The organism is Microbulbifer sp. TB1203, assembly GCF_030997045.1.
In the GTDB taxonomy this organism is placed as follows: domain Bacteria; phylum Pseudomonadota; class Gammaproteobacteria; order Pseudomonadales; family Cellvibrionaceae; genus Microbulbifer.
This window is the reverse complement of the sequence record NZ_CP116899.1, coordinates 4,186,289-4,210,906: the sequence shown is the minus strand read 5'-3', so window position 1 is coordinate 4,210,906 and position 24,618 is coordinate 4,186,289. Positions and strand designations below refer to the sequence as shown.

Genomic DNA, 24,618 nt, shown 5'->3' with positions numbered 1-24,618 from the left:
GGCCCGCCGCCGCCCCGGCGGCACCTGATATCGTTACCACGCGGCGTGGCCGCAAAAGACCGGCCGAATGGCCAATTGCCCCGCCGGCCACCGCTCCCTACCATTGCCCGGAAACGGACAGGGAGATACTTCCATGGGCAGGCGGCACAAGGTGACCTTTCCCGGCGGCAGCGGCGCGCGACTGGCCGGTATACTGGAGGTTCCGGCGAAAGGGCCGCCGCGCGCCACGGTTCTCTTCGCCCACTGCTTTACCTGCGGCAAGGACGTGCTGGCCGCCTCGCGCATCGCCCGCCGGCTGGCGGAGCTGGGCTACGCGGTGTTGCGCTTCGACTTCACCGGACTGGGGGACAGCGAAGGGGACTTCGCCGACACCAACTTCTCCTCCAATGTGGCGGATCTGCTCGCCGCCGCCGAATTTCTGCGCCGCGAGCAGCGGCCGCCGGAACTGCTGCTGGGCCACAGCCTGGGCGGCGCCGCGGTACTCGCCGCGGCCGGCGCGATTCCCGAGGCCCGCGCCATCGCCACCATCGCCGCCCCCGCCGATGCCGAACACGTCACCCGCCAGTTCGCGGACTCCGTGGATACCATCCTGCGCGAGGGGCAGGCGGAAGTGCAGCTGGGCGGGCGGCCCTTCGTGATCCGCAAGCAGTTTCTCGACGACCTGCAGCGGCGCAGGTCCGGCCATATCCGCAACCTGGACCGGCCGCTGCTGATCTACCACTCGCCGCTGGACAATATGGTCTCTGTGGGCGAGGCGGCGGAAATCTATAACCGCGCCATGCACCCGAAGAGCTTTATCAGCCTGGACGACGCCGACCATCTGCTCACCCGCCAGAAGGACGCGGATTACATCGCCGACACCCTGGCCGCCTGGGCTGGGCGCTACCTGCCACAGCGAGGAACCACAGAATGATCCCTGGACTGGAAGAGCATCGCGCCAGTTGCCCCTATTGCGGCGAGCCCATCACTCTGGTGGTGGACCGCTCCGTAGACATGCAGACCTATACCGAAGACTGTTCGGTGTGCTGCCGCCCGGTAGTGGTGATCGCCAGCGAAGACAGCGATGGCAACCTGCAGCTGGCCGTGCAGAGCGAGGACGATGCTTAGCCACAATGCTGTGTTAGGAAAAATCTCGCTGTAGGAGCGGCGGGGCGGCCATCCGCCATGCCCGCGATCGGAGTTTGATCGCGGGCATGGCCCGCTCCTACAAACGTGATAGTTCCCCCTCGGTTTGCCAGCAACGGTGTCGGCCGGTATAAAGGTCCGGGCAAATAACCAGGAAAAAGGAATTCGCCATGAAAAGTTTTTCCCGCTGCTGCCTGGCCGTCGCGCTGCCACTGTTGCTGAGCGCCTGCGAAGAGCCCCGGCAGTCCGCTGCCCCCGCCAGTACTGAGGAAACCCCGGCCTCGCCCACCGTCGAAACCAAGGCCCCGGAACCCCTCTCCATTCCCTACGACAAATTCACCCTGGACAACGGCCTGCGCGTCATCGTGCACGAGGACTCCAAAGCGCCGATCGTCTCCGTGGGGGTCTGGTACCACGTGGGCTCCAAGGATGAGAAGCCCGGGCGCACTGGCTTCGCGCACCTGTTCGAGCACCTGATGTTCAACGGCTCGGAAAACTACGACGACGAATTCTTCAAGCCCTTTGAGCAGGCCGGCGCCACCGGCATGAACGGCACCACCTGGCTCGACCGCACCAACTACTTCGAAACGGTGCCCAAGAACGCGCTGGATATGGCCCTGTGGATGGAGTCCGACCGCATGGGCCACCTGCTCGGCGCCATCACCCAGGAGAAGCTCGACGAGCAGCGCGGCGTAGTGCAGAACGAGAAGCGCCAGGGACAGAACCAGCCCTACGGGAAAGTCTGGGAGCAGATGCAGAAGGCCATCTTCCCCGAGGGTCACCCCTACTCCTGGACCACCATCGGCTCCATGGAGGACCTGAACGCGGCATCGCTGGACGACGTTCACCAGTGGTTCAAGACCTACTACGGCGCCGCCAACACCGTGCTGGTGCTGGCCGGCGATATCGATGTGGAGACCGCGAAGGAAAAAGTGGGCAACTACTTCGCCGATATTCCCGCCGGCCCACCCCTGGTGAAGAAGAAAGCCTGGATCGCCAAACGCGACCAGTCCTCCCGCGAACAGATGTTCGACCGCGTGGCCCAATCGCGCCTGTACAAGGTGTGGAACACCCCCAACCTGAGCCACGCGGACGCCAACGCGGTGGCTCTGGCCGCGGCGGTGCTGGGCGAGGGCAAGAATTCGCGCCTGTACAAGCGCCTGGTCTACAAAGATCAGCTGGCCACCAACGCTTCGGTCAACCTGTATGAATTCGAGCTGGCCTCGATCTTCCAGGTGGTGGCCGATGCCAAGCCCGGAGTGGAGCTGGCCGAGGTGGAGAAGGCCATCGATGAGGAGGTGGCGCGCTTCCTGGAAGAGGGCCCCACCGCCGAGGAACTGCAGCGGGTCAATATGAGCGCCTACGCCAGCGCCGCCCGCAGCCTGGAACAGATCGGCGGCTGGAGCGGCAAGGGAGTCACCCTGGCCCGCGGCGAACTCTACCTGGGCGATCCCAACGCCGCCCTCAAGGCCCTGGCCGAGAAGCAGCAACTGACCCCGCAGCAGGTGCGGGCAGCGGCGCAAGAGTGGCTGTCCAGCGGCGACTACAACCTGGAAGTGCACCCCTTTCCCGAGTACAAGACCGCCGCCGCCGGCGCCGATCGTTCACAACTGCCGCAGCCGGGGGAATTCCCCTCGGTGCCTTTTCCGGAGCTCCAGACCGCGGAACTGGCCAACGGTCTGAAGGTGGTGTTAGCGGAGCGCCACGCGGTCCCGGTGGTGGATCTACAGATATTGTTCGACGCCGGCTACGCCGCGGACCAGGGCAAGAAGCTGGGCACCGCCAGCTATGCCATGTCCATGCTCAAGGAGGGCGCCGGCGAGCTGGGCGCGCTGGAAATCAGCGAGCGGGAGGAACTGCTGGGCGCGCAGATCGGCGCGGGTGCGGATATCGACACCTCCAGGGTGCGCCTCAACGCACTGGCCGACAACCTGGATGAGTCCATGGCCCTGTTCGCCGACGTGGTGCTGCGCCCGCAGTTTTCCAAGGAGGAGATCGAGCGCAAGCGCGGCCGCTGGCTGGCAGGCATCCAGCAGGAGAAGACCCAGCCGGTGCAGATGGCCCTGCGCAGCCTGCCGCCGCTGCTCTACGGCGAGGACCACGCCTACGGTGTGCCCTTTACCGGCAGCGGCACCGAGGACTCCATCCAGTCCCTGACCCGCGACGACCTGGTGCAATACCACGAGACCTGGCTGCGCCCGGACAACGCCACCCTGGTGGCGGTGGGCGATATCACCATGGACGCGCTCAAGGCGCAGCTGGAAAAGCACTTCGCCGACTGGCAGAAACCCGAGACCCCGCTGCCGCGGAAGAACCTGGCGCAGATATCCCATCCGGACAGCGCCCGCGTCTACCTGATCAACAAGCCCGGCGCCGAGCAGTCGATCATTATCGGCGGCCTGCTCGCGCCCTCGGAGAAAATGCCCCGGGCCGAGGCCATGCATATGATGAACGACATCATCGGCGGCACCTTTACCGCGCGCATCAATATGAACCTGCGCGAGGAGAAGCACTGGGCTTACGGCGCCTACTCCTTCCTGACCGGTGCCGTGGGCCAGCAGCCCTACCTGGTGTACGCGCCGGTGCAGACGGACAAGACCAAGGAGTCCCTGGCGGAACTGCAGAAGGAGCTGAATGCCTATATCGCCGATCGGCCGGCGCAGCAGGACGAACTGGAGAAAATCAAAAGCAAGCGGATCAACGAACTGCCCGGCCGCTTCGAGACCATCGCCGCCGTGGCCGGCGCCGCAGCGGATATCGTCATCTACGGACGCCCGCTGGACTACATGGACGGCTACGCGCAGCGGATTCGCGACATAGACCTGGAGCGGGTGCACCAGCTGGCGGGAGAGGTGATCAAGCCCGACCGCTTTACCTGGGTGATCGTCGGCGACAAGGAAAAGATCGCTGCCGGGATAGAATCGCTGGATATCGGCCCCGTGGCTGAGCTGGACACGGATGGCAAGCAGCTCGACGAGCCGGCCGTAGCTAGCGGCCAATAAATCCTTCCTTCCCCCTGTAGGAGCGGCGGGGGCGGCCATCCGCCCGCCGCTCCTACAGGGCATTAGCAAGATACGCCGCGCAGGGGAAGGGCGATCGCTCATTCCTTTCAGATAGTACTTTTCATACTTTTGTACAAAGTCAAACAGCAGACCCTAATGGGTAGGACGAAGCTGGCGAACCCTTCCGTAGCGATAAAACACCCTCTCACCAGAATACTTTTCAGAAATAGTGATCACATCACACAACTGAAACATTCCAATTGGCGCCAATATCCTGCCTGTTATCTTTCTTTCTCCCGCCACCAGCAGTCGGCGGCACTGCATTCTCCAATCGAATGCCCAGGTGCCACCGGGAGGCAGACCATTCCAATAACTAGATACGCTGAACACTTACTGTGGAGCACTACTAATGACAAGCAAGCTACCTCTCTTTGCCGCCAGCGCCCTGGCGCTGGCCCTCTCCACCCAGGCCAACGCTGCTGACGACCGCTATATCGTCAAGTTCAAGGAGGGCAAGGGCCCCGCGATCCAGGCGCAGATGAAACAGCACGGCGGCCGTGTCGCCCTCGGGCTGGAGAAGCGCAACGCCGTTGCCGCCCACCTGCCGGAGAAGGCTCTGCAGGCACTGCAGAACAACCCGAACGTGGAGTATGTGGAAGAAGACGTCAAACGCTACCTGATGGCGCAGAGCGTGCCCTACGGAATCCCCATGGTGCAGGCGGACCAGGTGAGCGACGTCCTGGCCGGCAACCGCACCGTGTGCATCATCGACTCCGGTTACAACATCGCCCACGAAGACCTGTCCGGCAATGCCGTCACCGGCACCAACGATTCCGGCACCGGCAACTGGTACGAAGATCAGGACGGCCACGGCACCCACGTAGCCGGCACCATCGCCGCCATCAACAACAGCGTGGGCGTGGTGGGTGTGATGCCCAGTGCCAACATCAACCTGCATATCGTCAAGGTGTTCAACGCCGACGGCTGGGGCTATTCATCCTCCCTGGTGGCGGCCGCCGACACCTGTGTCAGCAACGGCGCCAACGTGATCAATATGAGCCTGGGCGGCGAGCGCGCCTCCAGAACAGAAGAGCGCGCATTTGCCGATATCTATAATACCGCCGGGGTTCTGTCCATCGCCGCCGCCGGCAACGACGGCAACACCCGCCACTCCTACCCGGCCTCCTACGACTCGGTGGTTTCCGTGGCCGCCATCGACAGCAACAAGGTTGTCGCCGACTTCTCCCAGCAGACCGACCAGGTGGAACTCTCCGGCCCCGGCGTGGAGGTGCTCTCCTCGGTGCCCATGGGCACGGGCCTTGACACCTCCCTGACCGTGGCCGGAACACCGGTGGAAGCCCTGGCCATGGAGGGCAGCCCGCTGGCCTCCGTCACCGGCGCCCTGGCCGACTGCGGCACCGCCGAATCCGCCTGCACCGCGGCCGCCGACAAAGTGTGCCTGATCCAGCGCGGCAATATCAGCTTCGTCGACAAGGTGCTCAACTGCGAGGCCGGCGGCGGCATCGCCGCGGTGATCTACAACAACGAACCGGGCATGCTCTCCGGCACCCTGGGCGAAACCGTTACCTCCATTCCCTCCGCGGGCATCTCCGATACCGACGGCGTCGCCCTGCTGAACCAGTTGGGTGCGAGCACTACCCTGAGCGTGGAAGCCAGCGACTACGCCTACTTCAACGGCACCTCCATGGCCACACCCCACGTCGTCGGCGTCGCCGCCCTGGTGTGGAGCAACTTCCCCAACTGCGCCAACGGCGAAATCCGCGCGGCCCTGGACACCTCTGCGGAAGACCTGGGCGCAGCCGGCCGCGACAACGCCTACGGCTACGGCCTGGTACAGGCCAAGGCCGCAGTGGATTACCTGACCGCCAATGGCTGTACCGGCACCAATCCCAGCGACGGCGGAAGCTGTAAGGGTAAGAACTGCAAGTAAAGCCGCTGCTATTGCGACAGACTTAGGGGGCCTGCGGGCCCCCTTTTCTGTGGTTTAATAGGCGGCTACGCAGTTTTTCTGGTCGCGAGCAATAACTATGGAACTGGAATTTATCACCGCCACCCTGTTCAACCTGGGGGTCAATTTAATCTACACCTTTCTCGCCCTGCTGATCGGCATACTCTCCCTGATCGTAATCGACAAGAAACTGCTCAAGCACGTGGATATCGAAAACGAATTGAAGAGCGGCAATATCGCAGTGGCTATTTTCGCCTCCACCATCCTGCTGTTTATTGCCATCATTATCTCTTTCGGCCTGAAGGGATAGAGACAGGCATGCGCTACTGGATACTGGCAATTGGTTTCAGTACCGCCCTGACGCTGCCGCATATACTGGTGACCTTACCCGGCGTTCCTTCGACCGAACCTGAATTCCAACTGCGGGAGTTCGGCAGCCAGCCGGCAGAGACAGAGTACTCCAAGGACTCCCAGCGCGGCGTCGTGCGGGTGCAGGGCAGCAGCCAGCCCCTGACCGAAAAGTTTATCCAGCAGTCAGTGGCCAAGCGCAGCCCCGAGCAGAGCGCCTATGTCTCCATCTGGCACTGGCAGGGCATTCGCGAAGCCACCGCATCCGCCCGCGGCCTGGACAGCGAGCACCACTTTGCCAGCAGTTATCTGGTGGGTTTTAAACCGTTCAAGACCAAACAACTCTGGGTACCGCTGTATACCCTGGCGATGAACAAAGAGTATCAATACGACCACCTGCAGTACTCCGGACTCGCCGATATCTGGCAGACCTCACGACAGGCCTATTACCAGAAACGCGGCGACTGCGAGGACCACGCGATTTTACTCGCGGACTGGCTGATCGAGCTGGGCGTGGACGCCCGCGTCGCCATGGGCACCCACAACGGAGAGGGCCACGCCTGGGTGGTCGCCATCGCCGGCAACAAGGAATATCTGCTGGAAGCCACCAGCAAACGCCGCGAGACCAGCTGGCAGGCGATGCCGCTGGCGGAATTGGCAGAGGGGTACGATGTGGAGTTTCAGTTCAACCGGCATTTCTTCTGGGCGAAGAAAGATTCCAGGCCGACCCGGAAATATCGGGGTGGTCACTGGATCAAGAAATCGCAGTTTATTCGCGGCTGATTTGGGGAATGTAGACACTCTGTTTCAAATCAAGCTCTCACTGACTCGTCATACCGGCGCAGGCCGGTATCCAGTCTAGTGGCACCTGGATTCCGGCTTGCGCCAGAATGACGAAAGCGAGTTGTAGTGGCAAACCTTGTGTTCGCCCGCAGCGGCAGGAGCGGAAGCCATATTAAATCGGCGACCCCGGCGGCATCGTTTTCAAATCCCCAGCTTCAACTTTCAGATCACCATCCATAAATGCGGCAATGCGCTGCGCCTGATAAAAGTAGTGCGCGCTGTAACCCTCCGGGTCCTCGCCGAACAGTTTCATCCCACCCATGGCGTGCTGAAACCTGGCCAGCTCCAAGTGAGCTTTGGCGCGCACCGATTCCGACGCACCCTTGTCGCCCGCCAGCATCATCAACCGGTGGATATAAGCGTGATTGACACGCTGGTGAACGGCGGCCTGCAGCCCGCTATAGGCCCCGGCGTCCAGCGCCCGCTCGGTCAACTGCTCAAGCAGCGTGCCGAAACCAGGGATTTCGCTGCTGCGCCCGTGCTGCTGCTCCATGCGCGCGGCGCGCTGCGGGTCCAGCAGTATCGCGAGTGTATGGCCCGCCGCGGCCTCGCCCAGGGCCACCGCATCGAAAGCGACGCCGGTATAAGAGGGAAAGCTCTCTGCGGTGCGCGCATAACCGTAGGACTTGGGCGGCAGCAATTGCAGAACGCGCTCCGGCAGCGCCAGGAACTCCGGTGTCAGTGTCGACAGCAGTGCCTCGATCGCCTGTTGCTGCCGTTCCGCCGGCACCAGCGTGTAGCTGTTCTGCTCGGCGCCGTTGTACAGGTAATCGTAATCGAGGCCGCCGATCAGCTTGCCCACGGCCTCCGCCTGATAGCGATGGCCGTAGTAGACGGGCACCAGGGTTTCCTCCAGGGACGAGCGGGGCGCACTGCTCGGGTTCGCCGCGGTGGAAAAGTTATCCAGCGCAAAGCGGCGCAATTCGGTCACTCGCGCGAACTCCTGCAAGGGCTCACGGCCGTTGTCCCACAGGTGGGAGACGGCGTGGGCATTGTTGATCTCGCGCGAATCCGGATCGGAAATAAAACGCAGATTTTGCGCCTGCGCCTCGGCGATGACAGCGTCCAGGTACTGCTGTTCGTCTTCTCCCCCGGCGCCGTAGCCGTAGCGGATCGCCAATTTATCCCAGTCACCAATTCCGGCGGCATAGGCATCCGCCAGGTCGAGGGAGCTCTGCTGCAAAGTCACCAGTGGCGCCGGGTAATCCATCACCGAGGCGCGCGCCTCGGTACTGGCGGCAAAGTTATGCGCAAGGCCCAGGGTATGGCCCACTTCGTGAGCGGACAGCTGGCGGATGCGCGCCAGCGCCATCGCCTTCAGCGCTTCGGTGTCGGCCTTCTCGTTCCCGTAGGGCTGCAGCAGCCCCTGCGCAATCAGGTAGTCCTGTCGCACCCGCAGCGAACCCAGGGTGACATTGCCCTTGATAATCTCACCGGTGCGCGGATCGGCAATGGAATAACCGTAGGACCAGCCCCGCGTTGAGCGGTGCACCCAGTTGATCACGTTGTAGCGCACGTCCAGCGGGTCCGCGTCTTCCGGCAGCAGCTTTACCTGAAATGCATTCTTATACCCTGCCGCCTCGAAAGCCTGGTTCCACCAGCTGGCGCCTTCGATCAGGGCGCTGCGCACCGGTTCCGGCACACCGGAATCCACGTAGTAGACGATTGGCTCCACCACTTCGTCACTGCCGGTTTTCTTTTCCAGGCGGTGGCGGTAGATAAAGCGCTGGTCCAGCGGCTGGTCGATGGCCGTCGCGTAGTCGCGGTACTCGAAGGGGAAATAGCCGCTGCGGCTGTGGAAACGGCGCGGCCGGTAGTTGTCGTCGGGCAGTTCCACCAGGGAAATATGCTGGCGCAGGGAGACCAGCGTCGGCGTCGGCACCACCTCCTGCAGGTAGTTACCCGGCTCGCTGCCGGCAAAGGTCAGCTGTGCCTCGAATTCGCTGTTCCTGGGAAAGTTTTTGGTGCGCGGCAGATAGACGGCGGATTTGGACGCATCGATGCTGAAGTTGCCCTGCTCGGTGTCCTTCAGCCGTTTGGCGATACCGTGCTGGTCGGAGAGCAGGAAGGGGGTGAAGTCCACCAGCACCCGGTCCCCCTCGCGCGCCACAGCATCAAAGCCCCACAGCACCGAGGACGCAAAGGCCTCCTCTACCGCCCGACGCTCCGCAGTGTTATCGGACCCGGCCCGGTACTTCAGGTTCAGCTGGTGCAACAGCACCTTGCTCCCCACCCGCTGGAACTTCACCAGCCGGTTGTCGCCCACCTGATTGCGATCCAGCCCCACCGGGTTGGAGCCCAGCCCCTGGGCCAGGCCGGTCAGCAGCAGGAACTCGCGGTCGAAGTCCACAATCTCCAACAGGACCCTGCCGTTATGGTCGTCCCAGTAGAAGTCGTGATATCCGGCATGCTTTTCCATGCTCGCGGTGTATTCGGTGATGGTTTTGGCTTGCGCCGCCACAGTGAGCAGCGCCAGTAATGCCACAAAGATGAGCTTGGTTATCGACATTTGCTTCCCCCACTTTATTGGATTTGCTCCTTCCGGGAGCGGATGCATGCAGATGGCACTCTAGATTACCACCTTATCCCCCGAGGAACCCCCTCTCCGAAACCTCCTGCACCGGACTTCCGACAAGTTTTACCCGTCACTGCATCCAACCCCGCCTCAGGGATCGTCTCAACGGCAATACAGATAATCTGGAGACGACTTCAATGTGGAAGCCACTGGCAATCTCGGGACTGATCGCGCTCAGCGCCTCGGCGCAGGCAGGAGGCATGAACCTCATTGTGGGAGATGACGAGCAGTGCAACGCAGAACTGAACTATGCCGTGCGCATCGGACCGGATTTTTTCGAAACCCGTGCAAACAGTGATAACAGCGAGCTCCTGGTTCACTACCAGTCTCCGGCGCAGCTGATTGTCGCGGGCGAGACAGTGGATCTCGACGACCACCAGCAGGAGCTGCTGAAGGATTACCGAAACCAGCTGCACAACAGCGGGAGGGAAATCCTGCTTCTTTCACTAGAAGCCGTGGATGTGGCCCTGAACGGCCTGTCCGTCGCTGTGACAGCCCTCGCCGGCGCCGACCACCCGGACAATATCGAACTGCAGCAGACCTCGGACGAGATATTGCGCCGCGTAGAAGAGCGGCTCAACCACGAGGGAGAGGTTTATCTCCTGGGCGACCCGGATATCGACGAATTTGTCGAGCAGGCGATCACAGACGAGTTCGAGCCCAGAATCGAGAAACTGGCCAGGGAATCCGCCGGCACCATTGCCTGGCATGCGCTAAAAGCCGCCTTTACCGGCGGCCGCAGTATCGAATACGGGGCGGAGCGGGCGGCTGAGGAGATTGAGCAGAAGGTCGAGAAGCGGGCTGAGCTGCTCGAAAAACGCGCAGGGAACTTGTGCGAACAACTCAAAAGCATCGATCAACTTGAACGCAAACTGCACCAATCCATTCCCGCGCTGGCCCCGTATGATATCGTGAAGGTCAATTAGATTAGTGATTGTAGGGTGCGCCGTGCGCACCAAGGAGCGCTGGGACTCATATCAACCCCGAATGGTGCGCACGGCGCACCCTACGCAAAAACCGGTATCGCTACAGCCCCGGGACCTACCGATCATCCCAGTCATCATTTATGGCGGAAATTACTTTGCGGGCACTTCGTATAGGTGATCAGAAGAGCTATACACCCCGGCGCAGCACACAAACCTGATCCCCATAGTAATTGTCAGAGTAGTTGCACTCAACGGAGTGCGACTGCCCAGCCACTTTTATATCTATGGATTTACTTACGATAGCTATGACAGTTTTCATTGTCCCCTCCTGTTATCTGGAACACAGGCAGAGTAGCGGGTGGTAGCTTTCAGGTTAAATGGATTTTTTCACTGCGGATGATAGTCAAGAGCTATAAGGTCTAAATTGCTAAAATAGCTATGCTGCTGGGGATCAGCTTTGGTGCCGCAAGCATTGTCGCGATACCGCATCAGCATTCCACTCCGCTCCGTCAATTCAGCTAAAAACTGTAGCTCAGGCGCAGATGCGCCACATTCTCGTCACCGTAGCGGTTGGCATCCGTCTCCAGGTTCAGGTTCTGCCCCAGATTCAAGCCCGCGCCCAGGCGGTTAGCGTGGCGCCCGCCGACGACATTGAAATATCAAATGTAAGACCCCGACCTTTGGAAGCGGGCCAGCTGTTCCGAAAACTCGAAAATCGATCGAGTCCGACCCCATCGATCCGGACCCATCGATCCGGACCCATCGATCCGGACCCATCGATCTGCGGACCCCATCGATCTGCGCAATCCCATCGATCTGCGCAATCGATCTGCGCAATCGATCTGCGCAATCGGTTGCCTCGCGGTGGTGTTGGGGCTGCTGGCGTCGATTCTTTGGGATACGCCGGCAGGGCCTTCGATTGTGTTGGCGGCGGGGATATTGTTTCTGTTGTGTCAGTTGCGGTCAGCCTGGGAGCGCTGAGTTCCCAGGAGGCGCGTAACAAACAAGCCTTTCCACCAAGGTAAAATTCATTCTCCTACCACATTCCCGGCTTCTTTTCCTTTTACTGATTCCCCTCCAAGGTGTCGATCAAAGAATTCCAGTAGTTGACTGTATAGTTTCCTGTTATTTTTTTCGCTGTAAAAACCATGGCCCTCCCTGGAGATGATTAGGGATTTTACGGACTTCTTCTCAGTCTTAAGCTGGCGCAGTAATGCCTCCGCATGTTCAATCGGCGCTCGATTATCTTCTTCGCCATGAATGATAAACACAGGCAAATTTAGCCTGTCCGTATTGTACAGGGGAGAATTTTTCCTCAAAAAGTCTCTGTCTTCGGTAAGCTCGCGCTGTAAATATGCAATCCCCCTACCTCTTTGTTGAATATCTCCCTCTCTATACATCAATTCCAGATCGTAAACACCAGCGTAACCGGCAGCACATTGATAAAGTTCAGGAAATCTAATTGGATTCATCATTGCAGAATAGCCGCCAAAACTAGCACCATAAATACAGACCCTGCTTTTATCCGCATACCCTTTCTGAACAGCCCATTTCACTGCTTCCGCTATGTCCTGCTGGACCTTTCCACCCCACTCCCGAATGCCCGCAGCATAAAACGCATTACCATAGCCAGTGGATCCCCGGAAATTAACCTGTAGAACCAAATAGCCATTCTGAGAAAGAATCTGCGCTGTTTGATCAAACGCCCAGTAGTCTCTTGCATGTGGCCCCCCGTGCGGGATAACCACCATAGGAAGGTCTTCTCTCCCTTGCGCCGGAAAAGTAAGATAAACACCTATACGCAATCCGTCACTTGTAGTAAAGAAATCAGCCTCCATGGCGTTAAGCTGGTCAGGAAAAATCTTTTCTGCGGAGGAAGCAACTATACTGACCTGCTTGCTGTCAGTATTCACCAGATAGTAATCACCAGGCAGACGATCGCCATATACCCGGAGTATTCCGTACTTACCATTTTTAGTAAAACTGGTAAACTCTATCGCAAAGCCATCAAAGGCCTTTACTAAACCTCTAAACAGAGCAGAAAATTGATCCTTTTTTTCGAAAAGCTCAAATTTTGGGTAATCTGGATTTATATGTACGCCTATTGGCCTTTTGGATAGAGGCTCTAAGATTATATCATCTATATCCGCAAATTCGTGGCCGTATATATCGACAAGCTCTCCATTAGCAATATTCAATTTAACCAACCGCTCTGCTTGCCCAAGCGGCCTGGAAACAAGATATGCATCACCTTTTTGCGAATCAAATCCAACTGGGACGGCTTGAAATAGCAAAGGATCCTCCAGCAGTTCCCAGCTCACTCCTTTTTTCTGGTAGAGGCGATATTTGGCTTCCTTATCCACCCCATTTGCGAACAATAAATTCCCTTTGCCGTCAGTAAATCCTCGCCCGCCGACTTGCGGGAGGTTTGTTATTAAATTCTTCACACCGGAATAGATATTTAACCGGTAAACGCCACCTATGCTTTCTCCGTTATTAGCCCAAGGATAAGTGGAGATTAAAATTTCATCATTATCATCAATCAACGGGTCAATTACTGTAGCATGCGCATAGCTACTTTCAGCTTTCTTAATGTGAGAGCCTGTTTGCATCTTCCCCGTCAAATGGCCAAATATATTTCTACCGTTTTTTCCATCATAGTCAATCGCATACAATGTTCCATAATCCACTGGGCTCTCTAACGAGGCAATACTGGAAAGAACTCTCAGCACCACACGCTTGTTGCTTGCCCATAAAAATTCACCCACGTGCATTTTTTTAGGCAACCGGAGAACGTGCGCGACGGAAAAATCAGGCAGCTCTCTGAAAACCAACATCCTCTGCCCGTTATTAAGCCGGCGAACCGCAATATGGGAACCATCTGGTGAAATTTTCACATCTTCAATTTCAGGACGCCGGATCAGGCTGTCTAGTGATAGTGGAGAAGCAAGGGCGGAAAGCGGAAGTAGAATTAATACTAGCGTTAAGGTTTTCATAAAAAATCGATATCTGAATTATTGGTTTCACGGGTTATGTTTCCCGAGGACCAGCTTTATTTTTAATAAGTTAGATTATGCATCGAAGCACAGCCTTAGTACATTCATCTTCCCTCCAGTCGTTGCGGTGCCAGCAGAAACTATCTCTATTGAGCAGAACGAGATCCCAGCTGACCGGATCTCCAGTGGGGCTGGCTCGCGTCTCTCCATCAAGGTTTAAACGGAGCAGATTACCCGTTTGAGCGCCAACACGGTACGTGAAGGTCTTACGAATATCCCCTGAGCCGGCTTCTCCCGCGAGCCGGTAGGCAACGTACATCTTCTTTCCATCTGGAGAGAAGGAGATGGTTTGAGGATCGCGAGAGCATTCTTCGGTTTCGGAGAATCCCCAAGTCCCTGGAAGCACCGATGCAATAGGAGCTTCGATGCTTTTGGGGGCGCTAGCGCAGCCAGATGCCAGTACTGTGCCAATGGAAATCAGTTTTTTCCAGAAGTGCATGCAATCTCCCCGTGATCTAACCCGCCCCGTTAAGGGCGCCATTGGTTTAGCGGACTAAATGCCAGTAGCAGATATATCACAACACTGAAAAATGACATTGCCAGCGCCCAATTAGAAAACCTTAGCCCAATCAGTACACCTTTTGCTTTACTCAAGGCCCCAATAAAAAAACAAGCTAAAATAAGAAGACCGCTTAGTGCCAAATAGAGCCATGCAGTTTTCATACTCAGTGTAATAGCACCCTCAGTTTCATATCCATAAAATTTATACCACTGCCAAATCGCAGAAATAACACGCTCAAAAACGAGCAATATGTTAACAATAGCGGCAGAAAGCAAAACAGATGCTACGAACTTTATCCAGCCGCCCGATATCAATGGCTTTTGAAAAATTTTATCCAAATAGTTAAAAATGGCCATTAGTTGCATCCTCCATCTTCTCTCACTGAACAAATAACGGTCTTTCGGGGGATACGAGAGCCCGTTTGGGTTCTGCTTATAGAGATTTGTCCTGTAGGGGCATCAAAATTAAGGCTAAAACCAGATGGTAAAACCTGCATAGAACCAAAGTTCGTTAATGATTCTTGCCGGCCCAAAAGCCGACCAAGAATCGACTTGTCGTCAACTTTAGTTGTACTTTTAGACGTTGATTGAAGCAGCTTTTCCACCTTTTTAAATCCATCATTGGTACAAACAGAAACACAGCCAAGAGTTCTTCCCGGACCGTGGAGCCTCAGGTGGGTTCGCCCATCAGCAGTTGCGTCATCCCCAAAATTTGAATCCTGGCCCTCCAAGCGATAAAAGCCATCACGACCAGCACGCTCAAGGATTGAGTAGTTCCCAGCTGGGATGGGATCCCCAAAAGGCTTGCCTCCAGATTCAGCCTGGACCAGAGCCCATGCGTGGGTATCCTTGTCTGCCATAAACAGCGTGTTGTTAGTGTTCGCATAAACGCTAATAACCTCTTGCCCATCTGGGTCCACGTATTTGAACGGGTTGTTGTTCACATAGGCATAGCGGTTGAAGCTGTGCAGGTCCCGGTAGCCTATCGGGTCGTTCGAGTAAAATCGTCCTATCGTCGGATCATAGTACCTGGCCTGCATGTAGTTGAGCCCCAGGTCCTTGTCGTACTTGTGCCCGGTATAGCCCACTTCGTCCTTGGGCGCTTCTATCGTCTCCCCAAACGGCTTGTAGTGCTGCCGGCTGTTCTGGCTGGCAGGCTGGATGCCGTCTTTGGCGATCAGCTTGTTCCCGAGGTAGATGTAGGCCACCGCTTGTTGTGCCGATTCCCGGTACAGCAGTTTGCCAGATTGGCTGTACAGGGTATAGGTGGTGCCTTGGCTGTCCTGGGCTTTGACCCGGCGGTTGTGGCCGTCGTAGCGGTAGCGGTTGCCTTCTGAGTCGGTGAGCTGGTTGGCGCGGTTGAAGGTGAAGCCGCGATTGCCGTTGTGGGTGACGTTGCCCCGGGTGTCGTATTGGAAGCTGTAGGCTTTGCTGCCGGTGACACCGGTGAGGCGGTTGGTTGTGGTGTTGTACTGGTAGTCGAGGCTGCTGGGATTGATTGTGCTGGTATTGCTGTAGCCGGTGATGTTGCCGAGGCCGTCGTAGTTTAGGGTGCTGCTGCCGATGGTGTTGTTGCCGGTGGTGCCAGTGAGACGGTCGAGGCCGTCGTAACTTAGGCTGGTGAGGCTGTGGCTGTAGAGTCATTTCAGTAGTCATTTCAGGACACCCATCAGGTCATTTAGGTCATTTCAGGACACCCATTAGGTCATTTCAGGACACCCATCAAACAGGTCATTTCAGGACACCCATCAAACAAAAAGCATCTTACGCCAACCCGCTTGAGAAGCATACGTTTCTCCGTAAAATACTGTCTATTCATCCAACTGTATGGATAGCCAGAAATGGGACTTCCGCGCAAAGCCCTGGTATCCCTTGATAACACCCCCTACTACCACTGCGTCTCCCGCTGCGTGCGTCGCGCCTTTCTGTGTGGGCGGGACGAGCGTACCGGGCAGTGTTTTGAGCACCGCCGCCAGTGGATCGAGGACCGATTGCTGGAACTGGCCGAGGTGTTCGCGCTGGATGTTTGTGCCTATGCGGTGATGAGCAATCACTACCATGTAGTACTGCATATCAACGAGGCACAAGCGGCTGGCTGGGAACTGCGCGAGGTGGTGGAGCGCTGGCACCAGTTGTGCAAGGGCTCTGTGCTCTCGCAGCGCTTTATCCGTGGTGAAGTCCTGGATTCCGCAGAGCTGGCCCGCCTTGCCGAAGTCGCCGATGGATGGCGGGCGCGACTGATGGATATCAGCTGGTTTATGCGCATGCTGAACGAATCCATCGCCCGCGAGGCCAACCGGGAAGATCAGTGCACCGGCCGCTTTTGGGAAGGGAGGTTCAAATCCCAAGCCCTACTGGACGAGCGGGCACTGGCCGCCTGCCTGGCCTATGTGGATTTAAATCCGATCCGCGCGAAGATGGTACAGACGCCGGAGGCATCGGACCATACTTCCATCAAGCGGCGTATCGAGGCTGCCCGGAAAGCCAGGCAGCCGCGAAACCTGTTCCCCTTTGCCGGTAACCCCCGCGAATCCATGCCTGAAGGCATTCCCCTGCCCCTGGACGGCTATCTGGAACTGGTGGACTGGAGCGGACGCATTCTGCGCGAGGGCAAGCGCGGCGCCATCGACGAAAGACTGCCACCGATTCTCGACAGACTGCAGATCGATCCTCAGCACTGGCTCTATCTCAACCGGAACTTCGAGAGCCGCTTCAAATCCCTGGTGGGCGCCGCGCATTCGATGCGCAGTGCCTGCGAGCGGCTCGGCAAGCGCTGGGCGCAGGGCATCCGCGACTGCGAGCGCTATTTCTCGCCACCCACCGCTTCCTGACCTCTTGTTTTCCTCTTAAAGAGCACTATCGCAGGCTTGCTGCGAGGTTTTTTCACATTTCCAAAACACCGTTTGGCGCCGCTATTCTCTACCTGCCGAAGAATATCGTCTGGCGACTGAATTCATTGAGCCTTGTAACCGCCTTGAAGCCATACCTGTTTCATCTTTCAATTAGTGGGTGTCCTGTTCTGTTTTTCCTGTTCTGTTTTGTAAACAAATTCAAAGGTAAATCCGCGGTAAGGGTTACACCGCCGTTAAGGTTTCGCAATCCGTACCACAAATCGCCTAAGACAGTCCCCTCTTGTGCAAAAGGATCGGTCAGCGCGCGTGCCTGCGCCAATCTCCCCTCTTGTGCAGACTCACTCATCCGCAAACAATCAAATTGGCTGTACCGGGTATAGGTGGTGCCTTGGCTGTCCAGGGCTTTGACCTGTCAGCTTTCACACTGGCTAAAGCTGTACTTCTACGCTCGGTTCAAACTCAGATAAAACATCCAAGCAGTCAGCCGAAGTTACTATGAAATAGTGTTTTATATCCCTGTCCTTATAATAGCCCAAGCTTTCTTCGTGCAGCCACTGAAGCCAACTTGAATTGGCAATCAAATATAAACTGCTATCAAATCCACCAACCTCTGAAAAAGTTTTTGTTCGAAAGCCTTCATCCATATTTCGATAGGCCACATAAGGGTCAAACAATATACGATATCTGTTTTCTTCATTGTCGAGAGTTCTAATAAATATAGATAAGCCATCATCAGAATCTACGATTCTCTCAACAATGACTTTACCTGCTAGATTAGAGACTGGAATCCAGGTTTGATATTGATCTCTATTCACCAGCATATACCTCCGATCAATCATTATATCTAACTTTTATTTTATTTTTGCCATCCTGTATCTCAACAGTCGGCCTGCCATCAGAGCTATTAGGCCGGACGTTCACTTTTTTTCCATCCGCAGTTTCTCCTGTCCGTCCCTTTCCACCTTTAGAGTCCGTAATTTCTTTAGCGCCTTCCGGAACTAATGAATCAAAGTCTCCATTTGCTTGATCAATGCCACCGGGCTTATCCCAATTCGTTGTTCGCCCCTTTGTCTTTTCGCCAGGCGAGGCTCCTTCTAACACCTTATCGACTGGGTTTTCAGAGCCATCATCTCCTGATGATTCATTGAGCATTTCATTAGCCGCAACAGCGGCGGTGCCAGCTACGGTCGCACTCGCAGTATTCATAGCTGCCTTCTTTGCGTACTGTTTAGCTCCGTAAACGATTGCTTGCCGAAGCAACAGTGCACCGCCGACGCAAAGCCCGGTACCGCACATCCCTGTTGGATCGGTGTACTTGTAGGGATTGTTGTTGACGTATAAATATCGGTTAAAACTCATTACCGGATTAGATAACGTATACCCCACCGGATCATTCGAGTAAAACCGCCCAATCGCCGGATCATAGTACCTGGCCTGCATGTAGTTGAGCCCCAGGTCCTTGTCGTACTTGTGCCCGGTGTAGCCCACTTCGTCCTTGGGCGCTTCTATCGTCTCTCCAAACGGCTTGTAGTGCTGCCGGCTGTTCTGGCTGGCGGGCTGGATGCCGTCTTTGGCGATCAGCTTGTTCCCGAGGTAGATGTAGGCCACCGCTTGTTGTGCCGATTCCCGGTAAAGCAGTTTGCCAGATCGGCTGTACAGGGTATAGGTGGTGCCCTTACTGTCCCGGGCTTTGACCCGGCGGTTGTGGCCGTCGTAGCGGTAGCTGTTGCCCTCGGAGTCGGTGAGCTGGTTGGCGCGGTTGAAGGTGAAGCCGCGGTTGCCGTTGTGGGTGACGTTGCCTCGGGTGTCGTATTGGAAGTTGTAGGCTTTGCTGCCGGTGACATCGGTGAGACGGTTGGTAGTAGTGTTGTATTGATAGTCGAGGCTGCTGGGATTGGCATTGCTGGTGTTGCTGTAGCCGGTGATGTTGCCGAGGCCGTCGTAGTTTAGGGTGCTGCTGCCGATGCCGTTGTTGCCGGTGGTGCCGGTGAGGCGGTCGAGGCCGTCGTAGCTTAGGCTGGTGAGGCTGTGGCTGTTGTTCTGGTAGTCGGTGAGCTTGGTGATATTGGCCTGGTTGTCGTACTGGTAGCCCAGGTGGACGGCGGTGGCGCTGGGGGAGTGTTCCCGGATGCTGCTCGGCAGCTGGCGGTTGTTGAGAGTGGTTTTGTGCACTATGCCATTGCCGAAAGCGAAGCTGTCCATAGTGCCGTTGGGGTAGTAGTTGACGTCGCTTGCGTAGGGCTGGCGACCGTTGTTGGCCTGGGTGGGTTCGCCGAAGCCGTTGGGGGCGTAGTCCACGCGCAGGCTGTCCGGGTAGATGAGGCTGCGGAGGTGGCCCCGGTTGTTGTAGACGTAGTCCAGGGTGAAGGAGAGGCCGTCTACGCTGAGGGCTTCGTCCTCCAGCAGATGCAGGTTGTTGTAGTTGTAACTTTGCACCACGTCGCCGGCGGTGAGGGTTTTGAGGTTGCCCTGGGGGTCGCGGGTGTAGGTTACGTCCGGGCTGGTGTCCGGGTAGTTGACCTGCCGGGCGCCGCCGAGGTTGTCGTAGCGGACGAGGATTTTCTCGGCACTGGAGGCGGTGCTGGTGCAGTCGGTAGGGGTGCCGCCGGAGACGCCTTCGGCGGTCCACTGGAGTTCGCCGAGGAGAGAGTGCTGGAAGGCGGTCTGGCCCACGTCATTGCGCACGATCTTGCACAGTTGGTGATTGCCGTCGTAGGCGCGGTATTCGGTCTGGCTGACGGTGCCCTGGCCGCTCTTGCCGGGGCCGGTCTGGGTGATGGCGGTGAGGTCGCCGAACAGGTTGACGGTGTGAGTGGTGGTGACACCCTCCGGGGAGTCGATCGCCAGGGCCGTGTCGTACGCGGGGCTGCCGTAGGCTTGGTAGGTGGTGGTGGTGGCGAAGCCGCGGGTGTTGGTGACCCGGATGCGATTGCCGGAGAGGTAGTCGATGGCTTCGCTGCCGCCGCCGGTCTGGCTGCGCTGGCGCAGACGGCCCAGGCCGTCGTAGACCGAGGTGATGCCGGCGGTTGCCGTGGCGGTGTCGGACCAGTAGGAGGCGAAGGTGGTCTTGTTTTCCGAGTTGAACGCGCGATTCTGGTAGCGACTTTCGCCGCTGGCCACGTCGGTCTTCTCGGTGAGGACCGGGCGCAGCATGTAGTCGTAGGTGGCGCTCTCGGTATAGGCGGGGGTACCACTGCAGCCGGACTTGTCGCTCAGCAAGGCGCAGCGCTGGGCGCTGCGTACCTTGAGGCCGCTGCCGTCGGTGGTCCAATGGAAGTAGGTGTCCAGCCAGCTGCCGGGCAGGTCCACGCTCTCCAGACGGCCCACGGCATCATAGGTGTAGCCCGAGATATTGCCGTTGAGGTCGGTGATACTGGTGATCCAGCCGTTGTTGTCCACCACTTGGCTTTCGGTCACGGTGGCGGTATCGCTGTAGCGCGCCGGGTAGGTGATCCGCTGGGGCCTGCCGCGCTTGAAGTTGCTCAGCTCGGAATAGCGGTACTGGGTGGATGCCGTGCCGTCGGCGCGGGTCAGCCGGGCGTTGTACTCGATACGCTTGGGATTCCCGTCCGTGTGGTAACTGGCGGTGCGCCTGACCCAGTCGCCGTAGGCCTTCTCCTCGTGGGGCAGAGATTTGTAACTGCCACCAGAGGTATGGTAGGTGGTTTCCTTGACCGTGGTATAGCCGCTGTCCGTGGCGCTGATCTGGGTTTTGGTGGGCAGGTTCAGCAGCCAGTGGGTGGTATCGTGCTGGTAGAGCTGTTTGGTGTATTTGGTTTTGCTGGAGAAATCATTGTATTCATAGATTTTCTCCGGAACTTGGTAGGTATTGAAGTTGGAGAACTTCTTGTAGTAGGAACTGTTCTCGACCTTGCTGGCCTCCAGCACTAACTTGGCAAAGTAGGCTTCGCGCAGGATATTCATGTGTCGCGAGTTGTTCTGCAGCCACTCCAGCACCAACAGGTCGCCGTAGTAATCGCCCTTCTCCCAGTTTTTTACGATTCTCGAAAGTTCCGTGCCGTCTTTATCCTTGTAGACCCGCCAAAGTTCAGCACCTTCATTCCAATCGTACATGCGGTTGAAGATGATTTCGGTAATGCCTTCCGGCCCAATGATTGTTGTTATCTGACGCTTCGCAGCATCGGAAATCGGGCCACCATCTTCATGGTAGATTGGTGCCAGCTTCTCAGAATCACTATAGCTGTAGCTCCACTCATAAAAATCTCCGTTCTTATAATAGAGCTTCTTGTTTAGCAATGCGATGCTGACAGTGCGCCCCTTGCATTGGATAACGCTGCAGCGGCGGTTTGCCGGTTGGGTACAGAAACCGGGAATACAATGCCTCCGTAGATCTTGTCCGAATCTATGCAGGAAAATATCACGGAACTCATATTCAACTTTCGCACCTTCCGGATGGGTAATCGAGAAGAAATAGGAAGCAGGTGAGGTGCCGCTATCGTAGTTGCTTGCTTCTGGAATCCTGCGATAACTGAAGGCTGGATAATCCGCATTACTTCCGCAAGGACCCTTGCAACCTTCATCGTAAATGCGATACTCCCAGGCACTCCCGTCCGGTCTGGTAACTGAAGTTAAAAGCGGTGAGAAGGTTGAAGTTGTCCGGTAATCGTATTGCCAAGATCGGCCATTCGCTGCAACTCTATCTATTCTAGTTTCAGATCCATTGTAATAGAGATTGATCGTTCGGCCGTCCGACGCAGAGATTCTGTACAGCCTGTTGTTTGCATCGTATAAATAATCAACATGGTTGCCAAACCTGTCTTCTATCTTGATTACACGGTCAGCCACGATACGAGTGGTTATGCATTTATCATCATTGTTCTGACATACCTGTGGCGTGCCGGCGCTATCGCGACTACTAAAAGTGTACTTCACGCCATTGGGCGAAAGCGCTTCAAAATCAGCGCCTACACATTTGACCACCCAGTGATCCTTGGTGTAGTAGGTGTACCCAGTCGGCAAGGTAAACGGAGGGCTTTCAACAGCACTAATCGGAATCAAGCGGCCGGAATAGCCATTCCCATCGTGAAGGGTCAAACCCTTATGATAGGTACCCCATGTGAAAGATCCTGGACCCAGCTCCGCAGGAACTGAAGGCGGCACCACCGTTTGGCAGTCCATATGGGCCACCTGGTTATATTTGCCTGTAATTCTGGGAATATTGAGTTCCCAATCCCCGAATTGGGCAAATACTTCCTTGCTTCTGCTAAGTGTTCTCGTGATCTGAACTGGAATTTCGAAGTTACCGGGAATAGAAACATCAGTAACCGAGAATGAAACATTGCCGGTAAAGTAATCAATGGATTCTCCGGCAAGATTCTGATCCAACGCCTCCAGATCCTGTTGAACCTTAATTCTTTCCTTAACTTCATGATAGAAGGAACTATCTGAAAGACTCGAAATGGCATACGCGGGTGTTATGAATAATCCCGCTAGCAGCAATACAAGAACACCTGCTACAGAATACTTAGCCAGGCTCATATTCATTAGTGAATCTCCCCTAACTCATCCGACTCCGCCACAGGAGACCCCAGCAAATCCGTATGAATATAGATAACGCTGGTGCCGGGCGACGAATCCACCACAACAGGAGAAGAGACGCCTTCTGCGCCGCAACCATTGGCATTACAGGCGACGATGCGGTATCGATATTTCCCGTTCAGGTTATCGTTCACTGACCTAGCGCTGCTTGAACCGGTGGAGACATAGCTGCCCCAGGCATTGCCGTTGAACCTCTCCCGGATCTTGTAGTAGGTGGCGCCGGTCACCGCGTCCCAGGAAATTTGGTAAGTACCATCGTCGTCAGTAGTTGGCACAACGATATTCCTGGGCGTCCCCAACACATCCACAGTAAAATTTTTGGACCTGGACGCCTGTCCGTCGAACACAGAAACGGTAACCCTGGCTGTTCCAGTGGCACCGGCCTTGGCAGTGACTTTGACGGTTCTGCTGGTGCCGGAACCGCCAAAGACAATATTGCCAACCGGAATCAACTGTGTATTGCTGGAGCTTGCCGACAAGGTCAGGGAGGTCGCCGCCGTATCGATATCGCCGACCGTGAACGGCAGGCTGGCGGAGGTTTTCGCTTCCCCGATGGTGGTATCGGCAATGGCGGAAATGGTTGGCGCGTCATTCACCGCATTGACGGTAACGGTAAATGCCTCAGTCGCTGACTTCGCACCATCGGAGACGGTCACGGTGATGGTGGCATTCCCACTCTTATTGGCCGCGGGCGTGACGTTTACCGTGCGGCTGGCGCCACTACCGCTAAAGACGATATTGCCATTGGGCACCAAGGCGGCATTGCTCGATGATCCGCTTACCGCCAGTGACCCGGCGGAGGTCTCTACATCTCCCACCGTAAAGGCGATATTACCGGTACTGGTGTCTTCATTGATTGTCTTGCTGGCGATAGACGATATGGTTGGCGTATCGTTGACTGAGTTGATCGTCACTTTGAACGTCGTGCTTCTCGATTTCCCACCGTCGGATACCGTAACCGTGATAGTGGTGCTGCCGCTCTTGTTGGCCAATGGGGTTACTTTAACCGTCCGGTTTGCGCCGCTCCCACCAAAGACGATATTGCCGTTTGGCACAAGGGCGGTATTGCTTGAAGAACCACTTAAAGAGAGCGAGCCGGCAGAGGTTTCCTCATCGCCAACTGTAAAGGGGATATTCCCTGTATTGGCATCTTCACTGATCGTCTTGTCGCCGATCGCAGATATAGTTGGTACATCATTTACAAAGTTGATAGCAAGCAGCTTGGATACAGACACAGATCCGCCAGCGCCCGAACAGGTTAACTTTACGGTAGCCGTCTGGTTGCTGCTCATAGTATTGGAAGCGTTGTAGATCTTAATTCCAGACTTGCCGCTTACTCCGGAGATTCCGGTAGCCGAACAACCAGTTGCGTTGACAGAACTCCAGGAATAGGTGGAGCTCCCACCTTCGCTGATCGTTGTGGGACTAAAGCTGGCACTTGCCGTAGGGGGCTTTTTGACAGAGACCGTCTTTGAACCTAACGTAGAATAAGAAACAGTATCGTCGCCAGTAACAGGATTAATATTGCTAATGGCCGCTGTTACTGTATATCCATAATTCTCATTACTACTTTTACTAAATGATTTGCTGGTAGAGACCGTATAATATTTTTCGGTATTTGTTCCTACAGTTTCTGCAATTTCGTAATTTATTAGCTCTCGACGCCCAGGTGTCTCGTCAATAGCATCCCAAGAAATCGTATAGGAGCCGGATGTCGATGTGCTGGGTCCGTATACATCAGCGTTGGCGATACTCCCCACAGCGAACGAACACCAGAAAACAAACTGCACAGCTATGGCTCTTGCCATGTTTCCCCACCTAAAAACTTGCACCAATGGCTATTGGAAAATATCAGTTATCTA

The 24,618-nt window shown here is 56.4% G+C and carries 17 protein-coding genes; 9 read left to right on the top strand and 8 right to left on the bottom strand.

From position 1 onward, the window contains the following. The first annotated feature begins 133 nt into the window (after nt 1–133). From PP263_RS18085 to PP263_RS18060, 6 genes are all read left to right on the top strand, one after another. Nucleotides 134–913, top strand: a complete 780-nt coding sequence (locus PP263_RS18085) for an alpha/beta hydrolase (protein ID WP_308365268.1) — start codon at nt 134–136, stop codon at nt 911–913. Beyond that, the gene (locus tag PP263_RS18080; RefSeq protein ID WP_308365266.1) at nt 910–1,107 is read left to right on the top strand and encodes a CPXCG motif-containing cysteine-rich protein; all 198 of its coding nucleotides are present in this window, start codon (nt 910–912) and stop codon (nt 1,105–1,107) included. Before PP263_RS18085 ends, PP263_RS18080 begins: the two co-directional genes overlap by 4 nt. A gap of 188 nt (nt 1,108–1,295) precedes the next feature. Further along, on the top strand, nt 1,296–4,127 hold the full coding sequence (locus tag PP263_RS18075; protein WP_308365264.1) for a pitrilysin family protein: 2,832 nt from the start codon (nt 1,296–1,298) through the stop codon (nt 4,125–4,127). A 409-nt stretch (nt 4,128–4,536) separates the two neighbouring features. Further along, complete coding sequence (locus PP263_RS18070; protein WP_308365262.1) at nt 4,537–6,078, top strand: S8 family serine peptidase; 1,542 nt, start codon at nt 4,537–4,539, stop codon at nt 6,076–6,078. Nucleotides 6,079–6,175: 97 nt separating this feature from the next. Then, nucleotides 6,176–6,406, top strand: coding sequence for a DUF350 domain-containing protein (locus PP263_RS18065; protein WP_183463432.1), 231 nt, complete (start codon nt 6,176–6,178; stop codon nt 6,404–6,406). A gap of 8 nt (nt 6,407–6,414) precedes the next feature. After that, nucleotides 6,415–7,227: a transglutaminase-like domain-containing protein gene (locus PP263_RS18060; RefSeq protein ID WP_308365260.1), complete on the top strand. Its 813-nt coding sequence runs from the start codon at nt 6,415–6,417 to the stop codon at nt 7,225–7,227. A gap of 172 nt (nt 7,228–7,399) precedes the next feature. Here the strand turns inward: PP263_RS18060 and PP263_RS18055 are convergent, their stop codons facing one another. Further along, a complete protein-coding gene (locus PP263_RS18055) occupies nt 7,400–9,796 on the bottom strand; it encodes a zinc-dependent metalloprotease (protein ID WP_308365258.1) in 2,397 nt (798 codons plus the stop codon). A 203-nt stretch (nt 9,797–9,999) separates the two neighbouring features. Here PP263_RS18055 and PP263_RS18050 point away from each other — a divergent pair, with 203 nt between their 5' ends. Next, nucleotides 10,000–10,788, top strand: a complete 789-nt coding sequence (locus PP263_RS18050) for a DUF2884 family protein (RefSeq protein WP_308365256.1) — start codon at nt 10,000–10,002, stop codon at nt 10,786–10,788. A 714-nt stretch (nt 10,789–11,502) separates the two neighbouring features. After that, nucleotides 11,503–11,769, top strand: coding sequence for a metal ABC transporter permease (locus PP263_RS18045; protein ID WP_308368631.1), 267 nt, complete (start codon nt 11,503–11,505; stop codon nt 11,767–11,769). A 47-nt stretch (nt 11,770–11,816) separates the two neighbouring features. Here PP263_RS18045 and PP263_RS18040 read toward each other — a convergent pair whose 3' ends face one another. From PP263_RS18040 to PP263_RS18025, 4 genes are all read right to left on the bottom strand, one after another. Beyond that, complete coding sequence (locus tag PP263_RS18040) at nt 11,817–13,784, bottom strand: prolyl oligopeptidase family serine peptidase (protein WP_308365254.1); 1,968 nt, start codon at nt 13,782–13,784, stop codon at nt 11,817–11,819. Nucleotides 13,785–13,854: 70 nt separating this feature from the next. Then, a complete protein-coding gene (locus PP263_RS18035; RefSeq protein ID WP_308365253.1) occupies nt 13,855–14,283 on the bottom strand; it encodes a hypothetical protein in 429 nt (142 codons plus the stop codon). Between the two features lie 29 nt (nt 14,284–14,312). Then, nucleotides 14,313–14,702, bottom strand: coding sequence for a hypothetical protein (locus PP263_RS18030; RefSeq protein ID WP_308365252.1), 390 nt, complete (start codon nt 14,700–14,702; stop codon nt 14,313–14,315). Beyond that, entirely contained in the window at nt 14,702–15,553 is an 852-nt protein-coding gene (locus PP263_RS18025) for an RHS repeat-associated core domain-containing protein (protein ID WP_308365251.1), read from the bottom strand. Before PP263_RS18025 ends, PP263_RS18030 begins: the two co-directional genes overlap by 1 nt. Nucleotides 15,554–16,186: 633 nt before the next feature. Between PP263_RS18025 and PP263_RS18020 the strand changes: the two genes are divergently transcribed. After that, the gene (locus PP263_RS18020; RefSeq protein ID WP_308365249.1) at nt 16,187–17,176 is read left to right on the top strand and encodes a transposase; all 990 of its coding nucleotides are present in this window, start codon (nt 16,187–16,189) and stop codon (nt 17,174–17,176) included. A 449-nt stretch (nt 17,177–17,625) separates the two neighbouring features. Here PP263_RS18020 and PP263_RS18015 read toward each other — a convergent pair whose 3' ends face one another. The 3 genes from PP263_RS18015 to PP263_RS18005 form a co-directional block, all read right to left on the bottom strand. After that, nucleotides 17,626–18,012 (bottom strand): hypothetical protein, encoded by a 387-nt coding sequence (locus PP263_RS18015; protein WP_308365248.1) that lies wholly within the window; start codon nt 18,010–18,012, stop codon nt 17,626–17,628. A gap of 16 nt (nt 18,013–18,028) precedes the next feature. After that, nucleotides 18,029–21,271 carry an RHS repeat-associated core domain-containing protein gene (locus PP263_RS18010; RefSeq protein WP_308365247.1) on the bottom strand — a complete coding sequence of 1,081 codons (3,243 nt, stop codon included), beginning with the start codon at nt 21,269–21,271 and terminating at the stop codon, nt 18,029–18,031. A 1,430-nt stretch (nt 21,272–22,701) separates the two neighbouring features. Next, the gene (locus PP263_RS18005) at nt 22,702–24,564 is read right to left on the bottom strand and encodes an Ig-like domain-containing protein (protein WP_308365245.1); all 1,863 of its coding nucleotides are present in this window, start codon (nt 24,562–24,564) and stop codon (nt 22,702–22,704) included. Nucleotides 24,565–24,618 lie beyond the last annotated feature (54 nt).